The sequence below is a fragment of the Pseudorhodoferax sp. Leaf265 genome (genome assembly GCF_001422365.1).
GTDB lineage: Bacteria > Pseudomonadota > Gammaproteobacteria > Burkholderiales > Burkholderiaceae_C > Pseudorhodoferax.
Genome location: NZ_LMMT01000034.1, coordinates 181,972 through 203,164 on the forward strand (window position 1 = coordinate 181,972; position 21,193 = coordinate 203,164).

The 21,193-nt window shown below is 69.4% G+C and carries 18 protein-coding genes and 2 riboswitches; of the genes, 4 read left to right on the forward strand and 14 right to left on the reverse strand.

Features of this window, described 5'->3' with window-relative positions; translation table 11 throughout:
* Positions 1-5: 5 nt before the first annotated feature.
* The gene (locus ASF45_RS22450; protein WP_056668165.1) at positions 6-575 is read left to right on the forward strand and encodes an N-acetyltransferase; all 570 of its coding nucleotides are present in this window, start codon (positions 6-8) and stop codon (positions 573-575) included.
* Position 576: 1 nt separating this feature from the next.
* Here ASF45_RS22450 and ASF45_RS22455 read toward each other — a convergent pair whose 3' ends face one another.
* Entirely contained in the window at positions 577-1,509 is a 933-nt protein-coding gene (locus ASF45_RS22455) for a RibD family protein (RefSeq protein ID WP_200932192.1), read from the reverse strand.
* Between the two features lie 93 nt (positions 1,510-1,602).
* Between ASF45_RS22455 and ASF45_RS22460 the strand changes: the two genes are divergently transcribed.
* On the forward strand, positions 1,603-2,925 hold the full coding sequence (locus ASF45_RS22460; RefSeq protein WP_056668168.1) for a DUF4010 domain-containing protein: 1,323 nt from the start codon (positions 1,603-1,605) through the stop codon (positions 2,923-2,925).
* Here the strand turns inward: ASF45_RS22460 and ASF45_RS22465 are convergent.
* The 11 genes from ASF45_RS22465 to ASF45_RS22515 all read right to left on the reverse strand — a co-directional run bounded on the left by ASF45_RS22465 (position 2,922) and on the right by ASF45_RS22515 (position 17,908).
* The gene (locus ASF45_RS22465; protein WP_056668170.1) at positions 2,922-4,154 is read right to left on the reverse strand and encodes an MFS transporter; all 1,233 of its coding nucleotides are present in this window, start codon (positions 4,152-4,154) and stop codon (positions 2,922-2,924) included. The genes ASF45_RS22460 and ASF45_RS22465 overlap by 4 nt on opposite strands.
* Before the next feature lie 90 nt (positions 4,155-4,244).
* Positions 4,245-4,889, reverse strand: coding sequence for an RluA family pseudouridine synthase (locus ASF45_RS22470; protein ID WP_082551213.1), 645 nt, complete (start codon positions 4,887-4,889; stop codon positions 4,245-4,247).
* On the reverse strand, positions 4,886-6,973 hold the full coding sequence (locus ASF45_RS22475; RefSeq protein WP_056668176.1) for an ATP-binding protein: 2,088 nt from the start codon (positions 6,971-6,973) through the stop codon (positions 4,886-4,888). Before ASF45_RS22475 ends, ASF45_RS22470 begins: the two co-directional genes overlap by 4 nt.
* Before the next feature lie 22 nt (positions 6,974-6,995).
* The gene (gene gcvP, locus ASF45_RS22480; protein WP_056668179.1) at positions 6,996-9,872 is read right to left on the reverse strand and encodes an aminomethyl-transferring glycine dehydrogenase; all 2,877 of its coding nucleotides are present in this window, start codon (positions 9,870-9,872) and stop codon (positions 6,996-6,998) included.
* A 22-nt stretch (positions 9,873-9,894) separates the two neighbouring features.
* Entirely contained in the window at positions 9,895-10,263 is a 369-nt protein-coding gene (gene gcvH / locus ASF45_RS22485; RefSeq protein ID WP_056668182.1) for a glycine cleavage system protein GcvH, read from the reverse strand.
* Between the two features lie 28 nt (positions 10,264-10,291).
* Positions 10,292-11,416: a glycine cleavage system aminomethyltransferase GcvT gene (gene gcvT / locus ASF45_RS22490; RefSeq protein WP_056668185.1), complete on the reverse strand. Its 1,125-nt coding sequence runs from the start codon at positions 11,414-11,416 to the stop codon at positions 10,292-10,294.
* A 50-nt stretch (positions 11,417-11,466) separates the two neighbouring features.
* A riboswitch (glycine riboswitch) is annotated at positions 11,467-11,567 on the reverse strand.
* Positions 11,568-11,574: 7 nt separating this feature from the next.
* A riboswitch (glycine riboswitch) is annotated at positions 11,575-11,666 on the reverse strand.
* 20 nt (positions 11,667-11,686) lie between these two features.
* Positions 11,687-12,964 (reverse strand): TRAP transporter large permease, encoded by a 1,278-nt coding sequence (locus ASF45_RS22495; protein WP_056668188.1) that lies wholly within the window; start codon positions 12,962-12,964, stop codon positions 11,687-11,689.
* Between the two features lie 25 nt (positions 12,965-12,989).
* Positions 12,990-13,484: a TRAP transporter small permease gene (locus ASF45_RS22500; protein WP_056668189.1), complete on the reverse strand. Its 495-nt coding sequence runs from the start codon at positions 13,482-13,484 to the stop codon at positions 12,990-12,992.
* A gap of 59 nt (positions 13,485-13,543) precedes the next feature.
* Positions 13,544-14,515: a TRAP transporter substrate-binding protein gene (locus tag ASF45_RS22505; RefSeq protein ID WP_056668192.1), complete on the reverse strand. Its 972-nt coding sequence runs from the start codon at positions 14,513-14,515 to the stop codon at positions 13,544-13,546.
* A gap of 109 nt (positions 14,516-14,624) precedes the next feature.
* Positions 14,625-16,091, reverse strand: coding sequence for a sodium:alanine symporter family protein (locus tag ASF45_RS22510; RefSeq protein ID WP_056668195.1), 1,467 nt, complete (start codon positions 16,089-16,091; stop codon positions 14,625-14,627).
* Between the two features lie 116 nt (positions 16,092-16,207).
* A complete protein-coding gene (locus ASF45_RS22515; RefSeq protein WP_056668198.1) occupies positions 16,208-17,908 on the reverse strand; it encodes an electron transfer flavoprotein-ubiquinone oxidoreductase in 1,701 nt (566 codons plus the stop codon).
* Positions 17,909-18,061: 153 nt separating this feature from the next.
* Here ASF45_RS22515 and ASF45_RS22520 point away from each other — a divergent pair, with 153 nt between their 5' ends.
* Positions 18,062-18,844 carry an SDR family oxidoreductase gene (locus tag ASF45_RS22520; RefSeq protein WP_056668201.1) on the forward strand — a complete coding sequence of 261 codons (783 nt, stop codon included), beginning with the start codon at positions 18,062-18,064 and terminating at the stop codon, positions 18,842-18,844.
* Positions 18,841-19,263 carry a thioesterase family protein gene (locus tag ASF45_RS22525; protein ID WP_056668204.1) on the forward strand — a complete coding sequence of 141 codons (423 nt, stop codon included), beginning with the start codon at positions 18,841-18,843 and terminating at the stop codon, positions 19,261-19,263. The genes ASF45_RS22520 and ASF45_RS22525 overlap by 4 nt, the downstream gene beginning before the upstream one ends.
* Before the next feature lies 1 nt (position 19,264).
* Here ASF45_RS22525 and ASF45_RS22530 read toward each other — a convergent pair whose 3' ends face one another.
* The gene (locus ASF45_RS22530; RefSeq protein WP_056668205.1) at positions 19,265-19,855 is read right to left on the reverse strand and encodes a peroxidase-related enzyme; all 591 of its coding nucleotides are present in this window, start codon (positions 19,853-19,855) and stop codon (positions 19,265-19,267) included.
* Between the two features lie 72 nt (positions 19,856-19,927).
* Entirely contained in the window at positions 19,928-21,190 is a 1,263-nt protein-coding gene (locus ASF45_RS22535; RefSeq protein ID WP_056668211.1) for an HAD family hydrolase, read from the reverse strand.
* Between the last annotated feature and the right edge of the window lie 3 nt (positions 21,191-21,193).

Sequence of the window (21,193 nt, forward strand, 5' to 3'; positions counted from 1 at the left end):
ACGCCATGCCGCCCCCGCTGCGGCTGCGCGAGGAGAGTGCCCTCGCGCTCGACGGCCACGCCAGCATTCCCAGCGTGTTCACCGCGCACACCGTCTGCACCGTGCACGCCGCGCCTGCGGGCTGGACGCTGCGCGAGCGGCCCGTCGCTGCCTTCAGCAAGGACTACGACGCCTTCGAAGATCCGCGCAGCTGGACGCGCGACTTCGACACGCGGGCCTGGGTCCTGCTCGCGGCCTACGACGGCCCGGTGCGCGCGGGCGGCGCGCTCGTGGCCGTCGCCACGCCCGGCGTCGACATGCTGGAAGGCCGCGACGACCTCGCGGTGCTGTGGGACCTGCGCGTCGCGCCCGCCTGGCGGGGGCGCGGGCTGGCCATGGCCTTGGTCGGCGCCACACAGGCCTGGGCCCGCCGCGCGGGCTGTAGCGAACTCAAGATCGAGACGCAGAACAACAACCCGGCCGCCTGTCGGCTCTACGCGCGCGCCGGCCTGCGGCTGGCCGTGGCCCGCCCGGGCGCCTATCCCGAGCTGCCGGACGAGGTGCAACTGATCTGGCGCATGCGCCTTGCGGGCTGATTCAGCCGCGCAGGTCCATGTCCCACAGCACGTCGCCGCCCATGGCGAAAGTGCGCGTGGGCGGGCGCAGCGCCTGGGCCATGGCGTCGGCGCGCCGCACCTGCAGGCCGGGCCGGCCCGCGCCGATGACCACGGGCGCCACGATCAGGTGCAGCCGGTCCAGGCAGCCCTGCTGCGCGAACTGCGAGACCGTGACACCGCCGCCCTCGACGAACAGCGTGCGCAGGCCGCGTTCGGCCAACGCCTGGCGCAGGGCCGGCAACGGCAGCCGGCCATCGGCCTCGGGCGCGAGCGCGATGACCTGGTCGGCACCGAGTCGCGCCTGCGCCTGCGCGCGGTGGGTGGCATCGCAGACCAGCAGCGTGGGCGCCGCGCCGTCGCGGAACACACGTGCGTCGGCGCGCACCCGCAGCCGCGGGTCCAGCACCACGCGCACGGGGTTGGGGCCAGCCACATGGCGCGTGGTCAGCTGCGGGTCGTCCAGGCTCGCGGTGCTGGCGCCCACGACCACGGCGTCGCACAGCGCGCGCAGGCGGTGCAGGTGCGTGAGGCCCTCGGGCCCGTTGACGTAGAACGCGTCGCCGCAGTGCGTGGCGATGCAGCCATCCAGGCTCTGGCCGAGCTGGGCGATGGTCCAGTCGGCACCGGCGCCCTGGCGGTCCAGCAGCGGCTTGAGCAGCGCGAACAGTTGCTGCGCTTCGGCGTCCCAGCCCGGGCGCAAGGCATAGCCGCCGGCTTCGGACCAGCGCAAGGGCGTGCCATCGGCCAGCGGCGGCCGGCCTTCGCGCCGGCGCTGCGCGAGCGCCAGGCAGATGGGCCACAGGGCATCGATGCCGGCCTGCGCGGTGGCGCCGGCATGCGGTAGGGGAACAGCGCTCAGGGTCATCTCCCGGGTCGGGCGCGCGCCGGGCTGGCGCGGGCGGCTGCGGGCCATGCTAGCAGTGCGCGGCCGGCTCCACTGTAGGCCATGAGGCCTTCGCCGGCCGCACGCCGACGGCTCCGAAACACGGTCTTACACTGGTCTGCGATGCCCGAACCGTCTTCCCCTTTGCCGGCCGAAAGCTGGCCCTATGTGCAGATCCTCGTGCGGCTGGCGCTGGCCCTCGCGCTGGGCCTGTTGATCGGCCTGGAGCGCGAGCGCCGCGGCAAGGAGGCGGGCCTGCGCACCTTCGGTTTCGTGGCCCTGCTCGGCGCGCTGGGCGGCTCGCTGGGCACGCCGTTCTCCCTGGCGACGCTGGCGTTGACCGGCATGCTGACCGTGGTGCTCAACGTGCAGACGCTGCGCGCGAACCAGGGCGCCGAACTCACGACCTCGGCGGCGATGCTGGTGACCTGCATGGCGGGCATCCTGTGCGGCCTGGGCCACACCATCTCGCCGGCCGCGGTGATGGTCATCGCCACCGCGCTGCTGGCCTGGAAGGAGCGGCTGGCCGGCTTCTCCATGGGCCTGTCGGAAGGCGAGCTGCGCTCGGCGCTGCTGCTGGCCATCCTGGCCATCGTGATCTACCCGGCGCTGCCGGCCGGCGCCATCGGGCCGCTGGGTCTGGTCGAGCCGCGCGCGGCCTGGGTCACGGTGATCCTGATCGCGGGCATCGGCTTCGTGAACTACATCCTCTGGAAGATGTATGGCACGCGCGGTGCCGAGCTGTCGGGCTTCCTGGGTGGCCTGGTCAACAGCAACTTCACGGTGATCGAGATGGCCTCGCGCGTGCGCCAGTCGGCCGGCGCGCTGCAGGGCACGGCGTTCCGCGGCATCCTGCTGGCCACGGCCGCCATGCTGCTGCGCAATGCCGCGCTGCTGGCCATCCTGGCGCCGCTGGCGCTGCTGGGCTCGCTGGGCGCCTTCGGCCTGATGCTGCTGTGCTGCGTGGCGCTCGTGCTGGCCAGCCTGCGCGGGCGCAGTGGCCTGCCGCCGGTGCAGGCGCCAGCCATCACGCTGGACCTGCCGTTCTCGCTGCCGCAGGCGCTCAAGTACGGCGTGGTGTTCCTGCTGCTGCACGTGGTGGGCGCGCTCACGCAGCGCCAGTTCGGCGATGCGGGCTTCTACTTCGTGAGCGTGGTCGGCGGGCTCATGTCCAGCGCCAGCGCGGTGGCCGCCGCGGCCACCCTGGCCGCGCAGGGGAGCCTGGCGCCCGGCGTGGCCGGCACGGGCGCGGTGCTGGCCTCGTTCACGAGCATGGCCTTCAGCCTGTCCTTCGTGCTGCGCACGCGCGAGCACGGGCTGATCCTGCGCCTGGGCGCGGCCATGCTGGGTGTGGCGGCCGCCGGACTGGCGGGCCTGCTGCTGGCGCGCCAGCTCGAACCCTGGCTCACGCAGTGGCTGCCGGCGCTGGGCCGGCTGCACTCCTAACCTGGTGCGGGCTGCGGCCCGGGCGGTCCCTTGGCCGCGAACGCAAAGGCGATCTGTGTGATGCCGGCCGCCAGCCCCATCGCGGCCGCCACCTGCCAGGCCAGCTGGTAGTTGCCGAGCAGGTCGTAGACCAGGCCGCCGCCGAAGGCGCCCAGGAAGCTGCCGAGCTGGTGGCTGCAGAAGGCCACGCCGGCCAGCATGGCCTGCCAGCGCAGACCGAAGGTGTCGGCGATCCAGCCCGAGACGAGGGGCGCGACGCCCAGCCACAGGAAGCCCATGATGGAGGCGAACACCAGGGTGCTTTCGACCGTGGGCAGGGTGTGGAAGTACCAGACCACGACGAAGGAGCGCAGCACGTAGATCATGCCCAGCAGCACCTGCTTGGGCCAGCGCCCGCCGGCCCAGCCGAAGAACAGGCTGCCCAGCACATTGAAGCCGCCGATCAGGCCCAGGGCCTGGGCGCTGAGCATGGGGTCCATGCCGCACAGGTCCAGGTAGGCCGGCAGGTGGGTGGTGAGGAACACCAGCTGCATGCCGCAGACGAAGTAGGCCAGCGCCATCACGACGAAGGGCCGGTGCGCCAGCGCCATCCGCAGCGCGTTGCCGGCACCTTCCTGCGCACCGCCGCCGGGCAGCGCCGGCGCGGGCAGGCGGTCGACGCGGCCGGCCCACCAGGCCGCCGGCAGCATGGCCAGGGCCAGCACGGCGAAGGCCACCACGCCCATGCGCCAGCCCGATTGCTGGCTGATGGCCTGGCCCAGCGGCGCGGCGACCAGCGCGCCCAGCGAGCCGGCGGCCGAGACCATGCCCAGCACGGTGCTGCGCAGCACGGGCGGCACCGAGCGCGCGGCCACGGCCATGGCCAGCGCGCTGCCGGTGCAGGCCATGGCGGCGCCGATCAGGATGCCGGCGCCCAGCAGCACGCCGACGAAGCCCTGCGCCATGGCCAGCAGCACCAGCCCGACGAGGTACAGCACCGCGCCGCCGAGCAGCAGCGGCCGGTAGCCCGCGCGCACGGCCAGTGCACCGGCGAAGGGCTGGAAGATGCCCCAGGCCAGGTTCTGCACCGAGATCGCGATCGTGAAGTCCGAGACCGAGATGCCGATGTCGCGCGTGAGCGGCGGCATGAACAGGCCCAGGCTCTGGCGCAGGCCCATGGCCAGGCTCAGCAGCAGCGAGGCGCCGAGGAGGATGGGGAGGACGGGGCGCACGGCGGTCCAGCGGGACATCGCTTGTCTCTTCTTGGTCGTGGGGAGCGGCCAAGCATAGTCCTGCGGCCTGGCTGCGGCCGGCAGGGCTGTCGCCTGCGCGTCTGGGCTTCAGAACGAAGCGGGACTCTCGAACTGCAGCGCGCGCCCGTCGGCCGGGTGCTGCAGCTGGAGCCAGCAGGCATGCAGCAGCAGCCTCGGCGCGCGCGCCTGCACGGCCGCGCTGGCGTACAGCGGATCGCCCAGGATGGCATGGCCTTGCGCGGCCAGGTGCAGCCGCAGCTGGTGCGAACGGCCCGTGACGGGCTCCAGCGCGAGGCGGCTGCTCTGCGCGTCGCACGTCAGCAGTCGCCAGCGCGTGCGGCTGGGCCGGCCGTCCACCGGGTCGACGATGGACAGCGGCCGGCGCGGCCAGTCCAGCCGGATCGGGAGGTCGATGCAGCCCCAGCCATCCGCCTCGGGCGGCAGGGTCCAGGCACCATCGACCACGGCCTCGTAGCGCTTGCCGATGCGGCGCTGCTCAAAAGCCATCGACAAGGCACGTTGCGCCGCCGTGCCGCGGCCCATGAGCACCAGGCCCGAGGTCGCCATGTCGAGCCGGTGCACGACCAGCGCGTCGGGGTAGCGCGCCTGCGCGCGCGCGGCCAGGCAGTCCTGCTTGTCCGGGCCGCGGCCCGGCACGCACAGCAGGCCGGCAGGCTTGTCGAGCACCAGCAGCGCCGCGTCCGCGTACACGACCTGCAGGTCTGCGCTCAAGCGTTCTCCTGCAGCAGCCGCTGCACCGTGGCGCACAGCTCCTGCACGTCGTTGGGCTTGTGGATCAGCGCGCGCGCGCCTTCGGCCATGGCTTCGCGCTCGATCTCGGCCGTGACGTAGCCCGAGGCCAGCGCCACGGGCAGGTCGGCGCGGATGCCGCGCGCCTCGCGCACCAGGTCCACGCCGCAGTAGCCGGGCATGTTGTAGTCGGTCACGACCAGGTCGTAGCCCTGGGGTTCGGCGCGCAGGGCCTCGGTGGCCGCGTGCGGGTCGGTGAAACCGCTGACGCGGAAACCGCGCCGGCGCAGCAGCCGCTCGACCAGGAACACCAGGGCCTGGTCGTCGTCCACGTACATCACGTGCTGGCCGCTGCCCTGCACGCTGGCCGGTGGGGGCGGTGCGCTGGCGGCGGCCTCGGCGGCTTCGCTCGTGGACGGGAAGTACAGCATGAAGTGGCTGCCGCGGCCGGGCTCGCTGTGCACGTCCACGGCGCCACCGTTGCTGCGCATGACGCCGTGCACCACCGCCAGCCCCAGGCCCGTGCCCTGGCCGACCTCCTTGGTCGTGAAAAAGGGCTCGAAGATGCGCTCGCGCGTGGCCGGGTCCATGCCCGGGCCGTTGTCGCGCACGCTGAGCCGCGCGTAGTGGCCGGGCGCGAGGCCCAGCCGGGCGCAGCGGGCGGGCGAGGGCGCCTCGCTCTGCAGCTCGATCCAGACCGTGCCGCGCGCCTCGGGCGTGGCCTGGATGGCCTGGACGGCGTTGGTGCACAGGTTCAGCACGGCCTGCTCGACCTGCGTGGGATCGGCCAGCACCGCGGGCACGCCGGGGTGCACGCGCAGCAGCAGTTCCACCTGCGGCGGCAGCGTCACGCGCAGCAGCCGCTCGGTCTCGCTGGTGACCTCGGCCAGGTCGGTGGGCACGCGCCGCGGCGCCTCGTTGCGGCTGAAGGTCAGGATCTGGCGCACCAGGTCGCGCGCGCGCCGGCCGGCCTTCTCGATTTCGCGCAGGCTTTCCTGCGCCGTGCTGTTCAGGCCACTGTCTTCCTTGGCCAGCTCCACGTTGCCCAGGATGGCGTGCAGGATGTTGTTGAAGTCGTGCGCGATGCCGCCGGCCATGGTGCCCACGGCCTGCATCTTCTGCGACTCGCGCAGCTGGGCCTCCAGCGCATTGCGCTGCGCCTCCTCGCGCTTGCGCGCGGTCAGGTCGCGCGCGAACACGGTGGTGGTGTCGCCGAAGGCCATGCTGACCTCCACCGGCACGGCCGTGCCCCGCGCGGTCAGGGCCTGCAGCTCGGTGGGCGGCAGCTCGGTGGAGATCTGGTGCATGGCCAGCACCTCGGCCGCATCAGGGAAAAAGCGCTCCAGCGGGCTGCCCAGCGCGTCGGCCGGCGGGCACTGGAACAGCGCGGCGGCCGTGGGGTTGAACACCGTGATGCGGCGCTCGCGGTCCACGCAGACGATGGCGTCCAGCGAGGAGTTGATGATGTCCGCCAGCCGCGCTTCGCTCAGGCGCAGCTGCTCGTTGCGCTGCTGCAGCTCGGCGCCGCTTTGCAGCAGCGCGCGGCGCTCGGCCAGCAGCGGGCCCTGGTCGATCACGGCGCAGATGAAGTGCGCCACGGGTTCGTGCGCGTTGTCCAGCCGCGCGATGTGCAGGTCGCCCGTGATGGCGCCGTCGTCGCCGATCTGGAACAGCACCTCCTTGGCCTCGGCATGGCCCTCGGTGCGGGCCTGGGCGAAAGCCGCCTGCACGGCCGCGGCGCTGGTGGCGCTCACGAAGGGCATCAGGAAGTTGAGCGGCCGGTCGCGCTCGGTCGGCTGGAACGAGCGCTGCGCCATCGAGTTGCTCTGCACCACGAGGTCGTGCTCGTCGATGACCATGAGCGCCAGCGGCACGCTGGAGAACAGTGTCTCGAAGCGCTCGGACGCGGCTTCGGCCATGGACTGGCTGTAGCGCAGGACCTTGTTCTGGCTCTCCAGCTCGGCCTGGTAGGTGCGCAGGTCGCGGATCAGCTGGGGCAGCTGGTAGCTCTCGATGGCCGGCGCGTCGGCCGGCATGTCCAGCGGTGGGCGGGCGGGCGTGTTCATCGCGCGCCGCCCGGGGCCATGCTCAGGCGTAGGCCTCGACGGGCACGCAGCTGCAGAACAGGTTGCGGTCGCCGTAGACGTTGTCCACGCGCGCCACCGGCGGCCAGTACTTGGCCAGGGCCTGGCCCGGCTTGGCGACGGCGCCGAGCTCGCGCGCATAGGGGCGCGCCCAGTCGGCCTGCAGCAGCGTGGCGGCGGTGTGGGGAGCGTTCTTGAGCGGGTTGTCGCCTGGGGGCCATGTTCCGTTTTCGACCTGCCGGATCTCGGCGCGGATGGCGATCATCGCATCGATGAAACGGTCCAGTTCGAACAGGGTTTCGCTCTCGGTCGGCTCGACCATCAGCGTGCCGGCCACCGGGAAGGACAGCGTGGGCGCGTGGAAGCCGTAGTCGATCAGGCGCTTGGCCACGTCCTCGGCCGTCACGCCGCTGGTCTTGGTGATGCCGCGCAGGTCCAGGATGCACTCGTGCGCCACATGGCCGTTGGCCGAGGCGTACAGCGTGGGGAAGTGCTCGCGCAGCCGCGCGCTGACGTAGTTGGCCGACAGGATGGCGGTCTCGGTGGCCTGGGTGAGGCCGGCGCCGCCCATCATGCGGATGTACATCCAGCTGATTGGCAGCACGGCCGCATTGCCCAAGGGGGCCGCCGAGACGGCGCCGACACCGCCATGGTCCAGGCCGGCCGTGTCGTGGCCAGGCAGGTAGGGCAGCAGGTCCTCGACCACGCAGACCGGGCCGACGCCGGGGCCTCCGCCGCCGTGCGGGATGCAGAAGGTCTTGTGCAGGTTCAGGTGGCTCACGTCGCCGCCGAACTCACCCGGTGCGGCCACGCCGACCAGCGCGTTCATGTTGGCGCCGTCCACGTAGACCCGGCCGCCGTGCCGGTGCACGAGGGCGCAGAGTTCCTTGACCTGGGTTTCGAACACGCCGTGCGTGCTGGGGTAGGTGATCATCACGCAGGCCAGCCGGTCGGCGTGCTTCTCGCACTTGGCGGCGAGGTCGCCCAGGTCCACGTTGCCCTGGGCGTCGCAGGCCGTCACGACCACCGTGAGGCCGACCATCTGCGCGCTGGCCGGGTTGGTGCCATGGGCGGAGGAGGGGATCAGGCAGATGTCGCGCTGGCCCTGGCCGCGCGCCTTGTGCCAGGCGCGGATGGCCAAGAGGCCCGCGTACTCGCCCTGCGAGCCCGCATTGGGCTGCAGGCTGATGCCGGCGTAGCCCGTGGCCTGGCTGAGCCAGTCGCAGAGCTGGCGGTTCAGCGTGGCATAGCCCTGCAGCTGGTCGGCGGGCGCGAACGGGTGGATCTCGGCGAAGCCCGGCCAGGTGATGGGGATCATCTCGCTGGTGGCGTTGAGCTTCATGGTGCAGCTGCCCAGCGGGATCATGCTGCGGTCCAGCGCGAGATCCTTGTCCGATAGCGCGCGGATGTAGCGCAGCATGCCGGTCTCGCTGTGGTGGGTGTTGAACACCGGGTGCGTGAGGAAGGGCGTGGCGCGGCGCAGGGCGGGCGGGATGCGGTCGGGCGCACCGGCTTCGAGCGCGGCGAAGGCCGGCACCTTGGATGCGTCGGCGGCGAACCAGGTCCACAGCGAGACGATGTCCTCGCGCGTGGTGGTCTCGTCCAGCGCCACACCCAGGCAGTCCTCGGCCAGCAGCCGCAGGTTGGCCTGGCCGCGCTGGGCGCGGTCGAGGATGGCCGAGGTCTCGCGACCCGTGCGCACGGCCAGCGTGTCGAAGCCGGCACCGTGCACGAGCGCGAAGCCCATGGCTTCCAGCCCGCGCGCCAGGATGGCGGCCAGGCGCGCGGTGCGCTGGGCGATGCGGGTCAGGCCCTGCGGGCCGTGGTAGACCGCGTACATGCTGGCCACGACGGCCGGCAGCACCTGGGCCGTGCAGATGTTGGAGGTGGCCTTCTCGCGGCGGATGTGCTGCTCGCGCGTCTGCAGCGCAAGCCGGTAGGCCGGGCGGCCTTCCACGTCCACGCTGACGCCGACGAGGCGGCCCGGCAGCGAGCGCTTGAAGGCGTCGCGACAGGCCATGTAGGCCGCGTGCGGGCCGCCGTTGCCCATGGGCATGCCGAAACGCTGCGTGGTGCCGACCACGATGTCGGCGCCCCAGCTGCCGGGCGGAGCGAGCAGCACCAGGGCCAGCAGGTCGGCTGCGACGCACAGCGCGGCGTCCTGCGCGTGCAGCGCGTCGGCCAGGCCTTGCACCTCGGGCAGCGCGCCGGCCGTGCCGGGGTACTGCAACAGCAGGCCGAAGCCGGCCTGCGTGCGCAGCTCGGCCAGCGGTGCGACCACGACTTCGATGCCCAGCGGTTCGGCCCGCGTGCGCACGACCTCGATGGTTTGCGGATGGCAGTCGCTGGCCACCAGGAACACATTGCTCTTGCTCTTGACGCTGCGTTTGGCCAGCGTCATGGCCTCGGCCGCGGCCGTGGCCTCGTCCAGCATGGAGGCGTTGGCGATGTCCATGCCGGTCAGGTCCGTGACCATGGTCTGGAAGTTGACCAGCGCTTCCATGCGGCCCTGGCTGATCTCGGCCTGGTAGGGCGTGTAGGCCGTGTACCAGGCGGGGTTCTCCAGGATGTTGCGCAGGATGACGCCCGGCGTCAGCGTGCGGTGGTAGCCCTGGCCGATGTAGCTCTTGAAGACCCGGTTCTGCGCGGCGATGGCGCGCAGCTCGGCCAATGCTGCCGCTTCGCTGGCGGCGGGTGGCAGTTGCATGGGCGCGGCGCGCGCGATGCTGGCCGGCACGATGCCGGCCACGAGTTCCTGGCGCGAGGCCGCTTCGACCACAGCCAGCATGCGGGCCTCGTCGGCCGGCGTGATGCCGATGTGGCGGGCGATGAACTCCGAGGGGTTCTCGAGTTCGGAGAGGGAGGGCGTGGTCTCGGCCATGGCGCGCGGAATCCGGTGAAGATCAGTTGTTGGCGGCGAAAGCGTTGTAGGCGGTCTCGTCGAGCAGGGCGTCGAGTTGCGACGCGTCCGACAGCTTGACCTTGAAGAACCAGCCGGCACCGAGCGGGTCGCTGTTGGCCAGGGCCGGGTCGGCGCGCAGGGCTTCGTTGACCTCGACGATCTCGCCGTCCACCGGCATGTAGACGTCGGCCGCGGCCTTGACCGACTCGACCACGCCGGCCACGTCCTTGTGTGCCAGCGTCTTGCCCACTTCGGGCAGGTCGACGAACACCACATCGCCCAGCGCATCCTGCGCGTGGACGGTGATGCCGACGGTGGCGGTGTCGCCCTCGACCTTCAGCCATTCGTGGTCTTCGGTGTACTTGATCATGGGTTGTCCTTGGGTTGGGGAAAGAGGTTCAGCCGCGGTGGTAGCGCGGCGGGGTGAAGGGCAGGGCGACGACTTCCATGGGCACGGCCTTGCCGCGCACGATGGCGTTGATCTTGGTACCCGGTGCAGCAAATTCCGTGCGCACGTAGGCCATGGCGACGGGCTTGTCGACGCTGGGGGCGAGCAGCCCGCTCGTCACTTCGCCGACGGCCTGGCCGTCGATGGACTGCAGAGCCGCGTGTTCGCGCACGGGCACACGCTCCAGCGCGACCAGGCCCACGCGCTTGCGTTCGACAGGCATGCTGCCGTCCAGCTGCGCCAGCACCTTGTCGGCGCCGGGGAAACCACCCGCCCGCGCGCCACCTGTGCGGCGCACCTTCTGCATGGCCCAATTCAGCTGGGCTTCCACGGGCGTGGTCGTGGTGTCGATGTCGTTGCCGTACAGGCACAGGCCGGCTTCCAGGCGCAGCGAGTTGCGCGCGCCCAGGCCGATGGGCAGCACCTCGGGCTGGGCCAGGAGCGCGCGGGCCAGCGACTCGGCCCAGGGGCCGGGCACGGAGATCTCGAAGCCGTCCTCGCCCGTGTAGCCGCTGCGCGTGATGTACAGCGCCGCGCCGTTCCAGTCGAAGGCGCCGCCGGTCATGAAGACGAGTTGGTCGACGCCCAGCACCACGCGGGCCAGCGCATCGACGGCCTTGGGACCTTGCAGCGCGAGCAAGCCATGGTCGGGCATGGGCACAACGCCGCAGCGCTGGCCGATGCGGGCCTGGATGTGCGCGATGTCCGCCACCTTGCAAGCCCCGTTGACGATCACGAACAGATGGTCGCCACGGTTCACGAACATCAGGTCGTCGAGGATGCCGCCGTCGTCCGCCAGCAGCAGGCCGTAGCGCTGCTTGTCGACGGCGAGGCCCAGCACGTCGACGGGAACCAGCGTCTCGAACGCGGCGGCCGCATCCGGGCCTTGCAGCCGGAGCTGGCCCATGTGCGAGACGTCGAACAGCCCCGCCGAGGCGCGCACCTGCAGGTGCTCGGCCATCAGGCCCTTGGGGTATTGCACCGGCATGCTGTAGCCGGCGAAAGGCACCATGCGCGCGCCCAGTTCGAGGTGCAGGGCGTGCAGCGGCGTGTGCAGCAAGGTGTCGGTAGACATGGCGGACTTCCTGGAGGCAGAAACACGGCATGGCGCCAACAAGCACCATGGGCTGCCTCGCTGTCCGCTTTACCTGAGAGATTCGCCGCTTGCGCGGTTTGCCCCTTCGGTGGACCCGCTCGCAGGCGGGTCTCTCTCCAGTGAGGAAGGTCTTCACAAGACCTGGATCAGTCCTTTTGCCTGAGCGTTCGGAGGGTTTCCTGCGCCGTCGGCGGCCCTCGCGAAAAAGGCTCTCTCCTGACCGGCGCGGATTCTAACCACGGGGCAGCGCTATTTGGCGAACGCCAGGTCGCGCAGCACCAGCGAGATGCCCGGCACATAGGTGATGACCATCAGGCAGCCCAGGATCACCAGCACGAAGGGGATCAGGTGCCCGATGATCCGGTCCAGCGGAATGCGGGCCACCGTGCAGGCCGCGAACAGGTTCACGCCGAAGGGCGGCGTGATCATGCCCAGCGCGAGGTTCACCACCATGATCAGGCCGAAGTGCACCGGGTCGATGCCGAAGTGCATGGCCACGGGCGCAAGAATGGGCGCCAGCACGATGATGGCGGCGCTGGTCTCGATGAACATGCCGATCACGAACAGCGCGGCGTTCACGCCCAGCAGGAACAGCGCGGGCGACTGCAGCACCGCCTCCAGCCAGCGGCCGATGGCGTCGGGCACGCCGGCGCGCGTGATCAGGAAGGCGAACAGGCCGGCGTTGGCAATGATGAACATGATCACGGCCGAGGAGATCACCGACTTGCGCAGGATGGGGAACAGGTCGCGCAGGCCGATCTCGCGGTAGATCAGCATGCCCACGACCAGTGCATAGAGCACCGCCACGGCCGAGGCCTCCGTGGGCGTGAACACGCCGCCGTAAATGCCGCCCAGGATGATGACGGGCATCAGCAAGGCCCAGCCGGCCTGCCAGGTGGCGGGCAGCAGCTTGAGCCGACCATCGCCGTCGTTCTTGCCCCAGCCCTTGTACTTGCAGTAGAGCCAGACGAACAGCATCAGCGCGCCGCTGATCAGGATACCGGGGCCGAAGCCGGCGATGAACAGCTCGCCGATGGACACCTCCGCGCTGACGCCGTACAGGATCAGCGGGATGGACGGCGGGATGATCACGCCGAGCTCGGCGCTCGTGGCCTGCAGCGCTGCGGCGTAGCTGGTCGGGTAGCCGTGCTTGATGAGGGCCGGGATCAGGATGGCGCCGATGGCGAAGGTGGTGGCCACGGAAGAGCCCGAGACCGCCGCGAAGATCATGCAGGTCAGCACGCATGTCATGGGCAGCCCGCCCTGCACGCCGCCCACGATGCTCTTGGCGAACTCGACCAGCCGGCGCGAGATGCCGCCGGTCTCCATGAGGTTGCCGGCGAGGATGAAGAACGGAATCGCGGCCAGCGGAAACTTGTTGATGGCGCCGAACATCTCCTTCACGGAGATCAGCATGTTGACGTTGGCCACCTGGATGCCCAGCACCGAGGCCAGGCCGATGGAAACGGCCACCGAGATGGTGAGTGCGAAGCACAGCACCATGGTGGAGATCATGACGGTGGTCATGGCGGTCCTCTCTCTGTTGTTCTAGTTATTGGGCGGTGTCGAGTTCGTTGCGCTGCGGATCGAGCCAGTTGGCCACGATGCCGAACACGCAGAACAGCCCGCCGACGGGCATGGCCAGGTAGGCCCAGAACATGGACAGGCTCTCCAGCCCGGCCATGGTCTGCACGCCACCGCGCTGCGCGTAGTCCCAGCCCCACCAGACGATCACGCCGATCAGCGACAGCGCTGCGATGGCGACCACGGCATCGAGCGCGCGGCGCACGCGTGGCGGGCTCCAGCGGTACAGCACGTCCACGCTGACCATGGCGCCTTGGCGGAAGGCCAGCGGAATGCCCAGGAACACCATCCAGATCAGCGAGAAGCGGATCAGCACCTCGGTCCACTCGGCCGGTTGCTCCAGCACGAAGCGGGTGAGGATCTGGAACACGCCCAGCGCGGCGGCCACGACCAGCATGGCGCAGGCGCCCACGAGGGCGGTGAAGGTGGTGACGCGTTCGACGCGCAGGAACAGTTGTCGCATGGCAGGGCCCGGAAAAACAAAAAGCCCGCGGAAAGCGGGCGTCGAGGCGGCGCGCGCGTTTATTGCACGGCGCGGATCTTGTCCAGGTTGGCCTTGCCGAAGTCCTTTTCGAACTGCGCATTGACCGTGGTCAGCGCATTGACGAACTTGGTCTTGTCCAGGCTGTCGATGACGGTCACGCCCTTGGCGCGCAGGTCGGCCACGCCCTTGGCGTCGTCCTCGTCCACGCGGGCGCGGTTGGCCTTCGTGCCTTCCTTGGCCGCATCGACGAAGGCCTGTTTGTCGGCCGCGCTGAGCTTGTCGAACGAAGCCTTGTTCATGACGAAGATGGCCGGCGAATAGACATGGCCGGTCAGCGACAGGTGCTTTTGCACCTGGTCGAACTTGGCCGAGATGATGACCGACAGCGGGTTCTCCTGGCCGTCCACCGTGCCCTGCTGCAGGGCGGTGAAGACCTCCGGGAAGGCCATGGGCGTGGTGATGATGCCGAAGCCCTTGTAGGCTGCGATGTGCACCGGGTTCTCCATGGTGCGCATCTTCAGGCCCTTCAGATCCTCGGGGGCCTTGATGTCGCGCTTGGAGTTGGTCATGTGCCGAAAGCCGTTCTCTGCCCAGGCCAGCGCCTTGAAGCCCTTGGCATCGAACTTGGCCAACAGGTCCTGCCCGATGGGGCCGTCGAGCACGGCGCGGGCATGGGCCTTGTCGCGGAACAGGAAGGGCACGTCCAGGATCTTGGTCTCGGGCACGAAGTTGGGGATCGGGCCGCTGGAGGAGAAGGCCAGCTCCTGCGTGCCGAGTTGCACGGCTTCGATCGACTCGCGTTCGCCGCCCAGCGCGCCGTTGTAGAAGGTCTGCACCTTGTAGCGGCCGCTGGTGCGCTTCTCGACTTCCTTGGCGAAGGTGTCGATGGCGATGCCCTGGTGCGAGTTCTGGGCCGTGGAGATGCTGATCTTCATGGTGGTCTGCGCCATGGCGGCGCAGGCCATGCCGAGGCCGAGCACGAGGCCGGCGGCGATGCGGGTGAGTTGCATGCTCTGGTGTCTTCCTGGGGTACAAAAAAATGCGGCGCCCCGATGGCGCCGCATTGCGAACCCTAGCGACTATGCCCGAAAAGCGGGCCAGTGCGCCTCAGGATTTGTACTACGACTTGTGCTGGCCTGCCGCGATCTGGCGCTGGCGGATCTCGCGCCACAGGTCGGCGTTCTTGATGCCCAGTGCATCGGGGTCGAAGATCGGATCCTTGCCTTCCTTCTTCTGCTTCTCGTAGTCGCGCAGGCAGGCCAGCGCGGGCTTTTGCAGGATCAGGATGGCGATGATGTTGAGCCAGGCCATGAGGCCCACGCCCAGGTCGCCCATGTCCCAGGCCACGCCGGCGCTGCGGATGGTGCCGTAGACCACCGCGACGATCAGCGCGATCTTGAGCACGAAGCTCATCCAGGGCTTGTGCGCCTTGCGGTTGATGTAGCTGAGGTTGGTCTCGGCCATGTAGTAGTAGGCGACGATGGTCGTGAATGCGAAGAAGGTCAGTGCCAGCGCCACGAAGCTGGCGCCGAAGCCCGGCATCACCGACTCGACCGCGGCCTGGGTGTAGCCCGCGCCTGCGGCCATGCCGGGCAGCTTGTTCACGAGCATCGCGCCATCGGGACCCTGTACGTTGTACATGCCCGTGGACAGCACCATGAAGGCGGTCGCGGAGCAGACGAACAGCGTGTCGATGTAGACCGAGAAGGCCTGCACGTAGCCTTGCTTGGCAGGGTGCGAGACCTCGGCCGCAGCGGCAGGGTGCGGGCCCGTGCCCTGGCCGGCTTCGTTGGAGTACACGCCGCGCTTGACGCCCCATTCCACGGCCAGGCCCAGCACCGCGCCGAAGCCGGCCTCCAGCCCGAAGGCGCTCTTGAAGATCAGCGCAATCATGGAGGGGACCTGGCCCACGTTGATGGCCACGATGACCAGCGCGATCAGGATGTAGCCCAGCGCCATGAAGGGCACCACGACCTCGGCGAAGGCCGCGATGCGCTTGACGCCGCCGAAGATGATGAAGCCCAGCGCGATGGCCAGCAGGCCGGCGGTGACGGCCGGCGCCACGCCCCAGGCGTTCTCGATCCCGGAGGCGATGCTGTTGGCCTGCACGCCCGGCAGCAGCAGGCCGGTGGCGATGACGGTGGCCACCGCGAAGATCCAGGCATACCACTTCTGGCCCATGGCCTTCTCGATGTAGTAAGCCGGGCCGCCGCGGTACTGGCCGTTGTCGTCGACCTCCTTGTAGATCTGGCCCAGTGTGGACTCCACATAGGCGGTGGAAGCGCCCAGGAAGGCCACCATCCACATCCAGAACACGGCACCGGGGCCGCCGAAGGTGATGGCGGTGGCGACGCCGGCGATGTTGCCCGTGCCGACCCGGCCCGACAGCGACATGGCCAACGCCTGGAACGAGGAGACGCCGGCCGGAGACTTCTCGCCCTTGAACATGAGCCGCAGCATTTCCTTGAAGCCGCGCACCTGCATGAAGCGCGTGCGGATCGAGAAATACAGGCCGACGCCCAGGCACAGGTAGATGAGGACCGGACTCCAGACGTAGCCGTTGAGCTTGCTGACGATTTCTGCCATGGCTTGTGCTTCTTGGTGATGGAAGCCAGACCTTAGCAAGCCAAGCGCCAGCGCGGTATACGCGTTTGCACCGGCTTGGTGTGCGGTGCAGATCTGTGCACCGCCGCCCCGTGCGCCTACATGCCTGCGTAGTTCGGCCCGCCACCGCCCTCGGGTGTGACCCAGACGATGTTCTGCGTCGGGTCCTTGATGTCGCAGGTCTTGCAGTGCACGCAGTTCTGCGCGTTGATCTGCAACCGGTCCTTTTGCGTGGCGTCGTCCTTCACGAACTCGTAGACGCCGGCCGGGCAGTAGCGTGCCTCCGGCCCGGCGTACTTGGCCAGGTTCACGTTCACGGGCACGCTGGCGTCCTTGAGCGTCAGGTGGGCCGGCTGGTGCTCGTTGTGGTTGGTGTTGCTGATGAACACGCTGGACAGCTTGTCGAAGGTCAGCTTGCCATCGGGCTTGGGGTAGACGATGGGCTTGCACTCGGCCGCCGGCTTGAGCATGGCGTGGTCGGGCTGGGTGCGGTGCAGCGTCCAGGGCATCCTGCCCTTGAGCACGAACTGCTCCAGGCCGTTCATGACGGTGGCCACCGTCAGGCCCTTCTTGAACCAGTTCTTGAAGTTGCGGTCCTTGTTGAGCTCGGTGTAGAGCCAGCTCTTCTCGAAGGCCTCGGGGTAGGCGCTCAGTTCGTCGTGCTGGCGGCCGGCCTGCACGGCGTCGTAGGCGGCCTCGGCCGCCAGCATGCCGGTCTTGATGGCGGCGTGGCTGCCCTTGATGCGGCCCACGTTCAGGTAGCCGGCCTCGCAGCCGATCAGCGCACCGCCCGGGAACACGGTCTTGGGCAGGGCCAGCAGGCCGCTGGCGTTGATCGCGCGCGCACCATAGGCCAGGCGCTTGCCATGCTTGATGCCGTGGGCTTCGTCGCCTTCCAGGTACCAGCGGATGTTGCGATGGGTCTTCCAGCGCTGGAATTCCTCGAAGGGGCTCAGATAGGGGTTGCTGTAGCCCAGGCCGGTGATGAAGCCCAGAGCGACCTGGTTGTTGTCCAGGTGGTAGAGGAAGGCGCCGCCGTAGGTGTCGTTGTCCAGCGGCCAGCCGGCGCTGTGCAGCACCAGGCCGGGCTGGTGGCGGGCAGGGTCGATCTCCCAGAGTTCCTTGACACCCAGGCCGAAGCTCTGGGGATCCTTGCCCGCATCGAGCTTGTAGCGCGCGATGAGCTGGCGGCCCAGGTGGCCGCGCGCGCCTTCGGCGAACACGGTGTACTTGCCGTGCAGTTCCATGCCGATCTGGAACTCGCCGGTCGGCTCGCCGTCCTTGCCCACGCCCAGGTTGCCGGTGGCCACGCCCTTGACCGAGCCGTCCTCGTTGTAGAGCACCTCGGCCGCCGCGAAGCCCGGGAAGATCTCCACGCCCAGGGCCTCGGCCTGCTCGGCCAGCCACTTGACCACGAAGCCCAGGCGCACGATGTAGTTGCCGTGGTTCTGGAAGCAGCCCGGCAGCAGGAAATTGGGCGTGCGCACGCCGCCTGTCTCGGACAGGAACATGAAGGCGTCGTCGGTGACAGGCTGCGTCAGCGGCGCGCCCTTGTCCTTCCAGTCGGGGATGAGTTCGGTCAGTGCGCGCGGGTCCATGATGGCGCCCGACAGGATGTGGGCGCCGGGTTCGGAGCCTTTCTCGAGCACCACGACGGAAATGTCGTTGCCTTTTTCTGCGGCCAGCTGCTTGAGCCGGATCGCCGTGGCCAGGCCGCCGGGGCCGCCGCCGACGACGACCACGTCGTATTCCATGGCCTCGCGCGGACCGTACTGGGCCAGGATTTCTTCGTTCGTCATGTATGGGCTGTCTCGTTCGTGGTGGGGGCACCCGCGCGCGGCCAGCCGCGCGCGGGAAAACCCGGGGATTCTATGCACAGGCCGGCGCGTGTCCGCTCACCTGCGCGACAGTCACAATGGGCGGCATCCAGCAGAGCATCACAAGAGGCAGCCATGGCATACAGCATCGATCTTTCGGGCCGCGTGGCCTTGGTCACCGGGGCGTCGAGCGGGCTCGGCATGCAGTTCGCGCAGGTGCTTGCGCGCGCCGGTGCTGCCGTGGTGCTGGCCAGCCGGCGCATGGAGCGGCTCAAGCAGCTGCGCGCACGCATCGAGGGGGAGGGCGGCGACGCGCACGTGGTTGCGCTCGACGTGACCGACCTGCACTCCATCCGCGCGGCCGTGGCGCATGCGGAGACCGAGGTCGGCTCCATCGACATCCTGGTGAACAACTCCGGCGTGAGCACCATGCAGCGGCTGCAGGATGTGCAGGAGGACGACTACGACGAGATGTTCGACACCAACGTCAAGGGCTCCTTCTTCGTCGCACAGGAGGTCGGCAGGCGCATGCTGGCCAGGGCGCGCGGCGCCGCGCCGGGCAGCTGGACGGGCGGGCGCATCATCAACGTGGCCTCGATGGCCGGCATCAAGGCCATGCCGCAGATCGGCGTGTACAGCATGACCAAGGCCGCGGTGGTGCACATGACGCGGGCCATGGCGCAGGAGTGGGGCCGCTTCGGCATCAACGTGAACGCGCTGTGCCCGGGCTACATCGACACCGAGCTCAACCACGCGCATTGGCAGACCGAGCAGGGCAAGAAGCTCGTGCAGACGCTGCCGCGCAAGCGCGTGGGCAAGCCACAGGACCTGGACGCGCTGATCGTGCTGCTGGCCAGCGACCAGAGCCACTTCATCAACGGGGCCGTGATCGCGGCCGACGACGGGTTCGCGGCATGAGGATCGCCATCCCCGAACGCAAGAAGCTGGTCTACGAGGCACGCATCGCGATGCGCTGGGGCGACATGGACGCCATGGGCCACCTGAACAACGCCAACTACTTCCGCTACATCGAGACCGCGCGCGTGGACTGGTTCCAGCAGCTGGGCTGCATGGCCAACGGCCGCGGCGCCGGGCCGCTGATCGTCAACGCCTTCTGCAACTTCTACGCGCAGCTGCAGTACCCGGGCGAGGTCATCGTGAAGCTCTACGCCAGCGACCCGGGGCGCACCACCTTCGAAACCTGGGCGACGCTGGCACGCGCCGATGCGCCCGAGGTGGTCTGCGCCGAAGGTGGCGGCACCACCATGTGGGTGGACTACGAGGTGGGCAAGGCCGCGGCGCTGCCGGACTGGCTGCGCGCCACCGTGGCGGACTGAGCTACTTCCTGGCCTTGGGCACCCGGCCCATCAGGTAGAACTCTTCGTTCGGCAGCATGCCGCTGAAGCTGGCCATGCGGTTGGACAGGCCGAAGAAGGCGGTGATGGCGCCAATGTCCCAGGCGTCCTCGTCGCTGAAGCCGTGCTCGGCCAGCGCGGCGAAGTCGGCATCGTCGATGGCGTGCGAGCGCTCGCAGACCTTCATCGCGAAGGCCAGCATGGCGCGCTGGCGCGGCGTGATGTCGGCCTTGCGCCAGTTCACGGCCACCTGGTCGGCCACCAGCGGCTTCTTCTCGTAGATGCGCAGCAGCGCGCCATGCGCGACCACGCAGTACAGGCACTGGTTGGCCGCGCTGGTGGCGGTGACGATCATCTCGCGGTCGCCCTTGGTCAGCGCGCTGCTGCGGCCCACGCTCTCGGGATCCATCAAGGCGTCGTGGTAGGCGAAGAAGGCGCGCCACTCGGCCGGTCGGCGCGCCAGCGCGAGGAACACGTTGGGGACGAAGCCGGCCTTCTCCTGCACTGCGAGGATCTTGGTGCGCAGGTCGTCGGGCAGGGTGTCGAGGTCGGGCAGGGGATAGCGTTCGGGCACCTGGTGTCTCCTTGGGCGTGGCTGGTGGATGGACGGGGTCGCCCCTTGTACCACCCCGCCCGACAGGGCCGGCTATTTGAGCGCCCGGCCGACGGTGCCGCCCAGCGGTGTCGCCAGCTGCGAGGGCACCCAATCGCCCGTGTTGTCGTTGCGCCCCTGCAGCAGGTAGCGCGCGTCGGCCTGGCCGTACTGGCGGACTGCCTGCGCCGAGAACTTGCCGATGTCGGTGGATGGGGCACGCAGGCGGTTGACGATCAGCACCTTCTTCGTTTCCGGGAAGTCGGCCATCATGTTCTGGTCTCCTTCGCTGTCGCCGGCCACGAAGGCCGGACCGTAGCCATAGCGCGGGACGAGGAAGCGCCGGATGTTCCTGGTCTTGCCGGCGCCCTGGGTCTGGTCGTAACCGCGGCGGAACTCGGGCTGGATGCGGCCATCGGCGTCGCGTTCGAGCTCCATGGCCAGCACGCGGTCGGCCGGGTTCCCGTAGCCGAATTCGGGGTTGGACGAGATCTCGCGGATCACGTCGACGAACGAGGCGGAGCACACCCAGACATCCCATCCGGCCTGGCGGAACCGCTGGTACAGCGCCTGCATCTCGGGCTGCAGGCGCAGGCCGTTCTTCCAGCTGACCGACACCACGCCGGCGCGGCCGGGCAAACCGGCGGGCGACGTCCAAGTGACCTTGGCGACCGGTTGGCCGAGTTGCCAGCGCACCGTCTTGACCGTCATGTCGCGCACCTGGTCCTGCGTCAGCCCGGCGAACAGGTAGGTGACCCAGGGGTAGGCCGTGTCGTGGTCGAAGGTGTCGCCGATGGCCTCGTAGAGGTAGCGCAGCTTGGTGGTGAAGGCGGCGTAGTGGGGGCTGGCCTTGACGGTTTCCAGCGGAAGATTGCCCTTCAGGCCGCCGTAGTTGGCATGGAGCCAGGTGTAGCTCGCCACGATGTCCTGCGCGATGGCGTCGATGGCCACGGACCGGCCCGCGGCATTGTTGTGCGCAGCGACGAAAGGCGTGGCCGGAATGTTGCGGCGGATCGCAGTGTCCAGTTGGGCAGGCGTCGCGCCGAAGGCCAGGTTTTCCAGCTGGTAGATCAGAACGGCTTCTTCGATGTCCAGGAAGATGCTGGTGTTGTCCCAGTCGAACACGGCATACGGGGGCTTGGCAGGCTGGTAGCCGGCACTGCGCTTGCCCAGTGCTTCGATGAGCGCCTCGACCTGGCTTCGATTGAAGGTGTCCCATTGGCCCGGCAGTGCGGCAGTGGCGGGCGCGACGCTGGCACAACCGGCGGTTGCGAGGGCAGCGGACAAGGTGCTGAGAAGGAAGATGCGGCGTTGCATGAG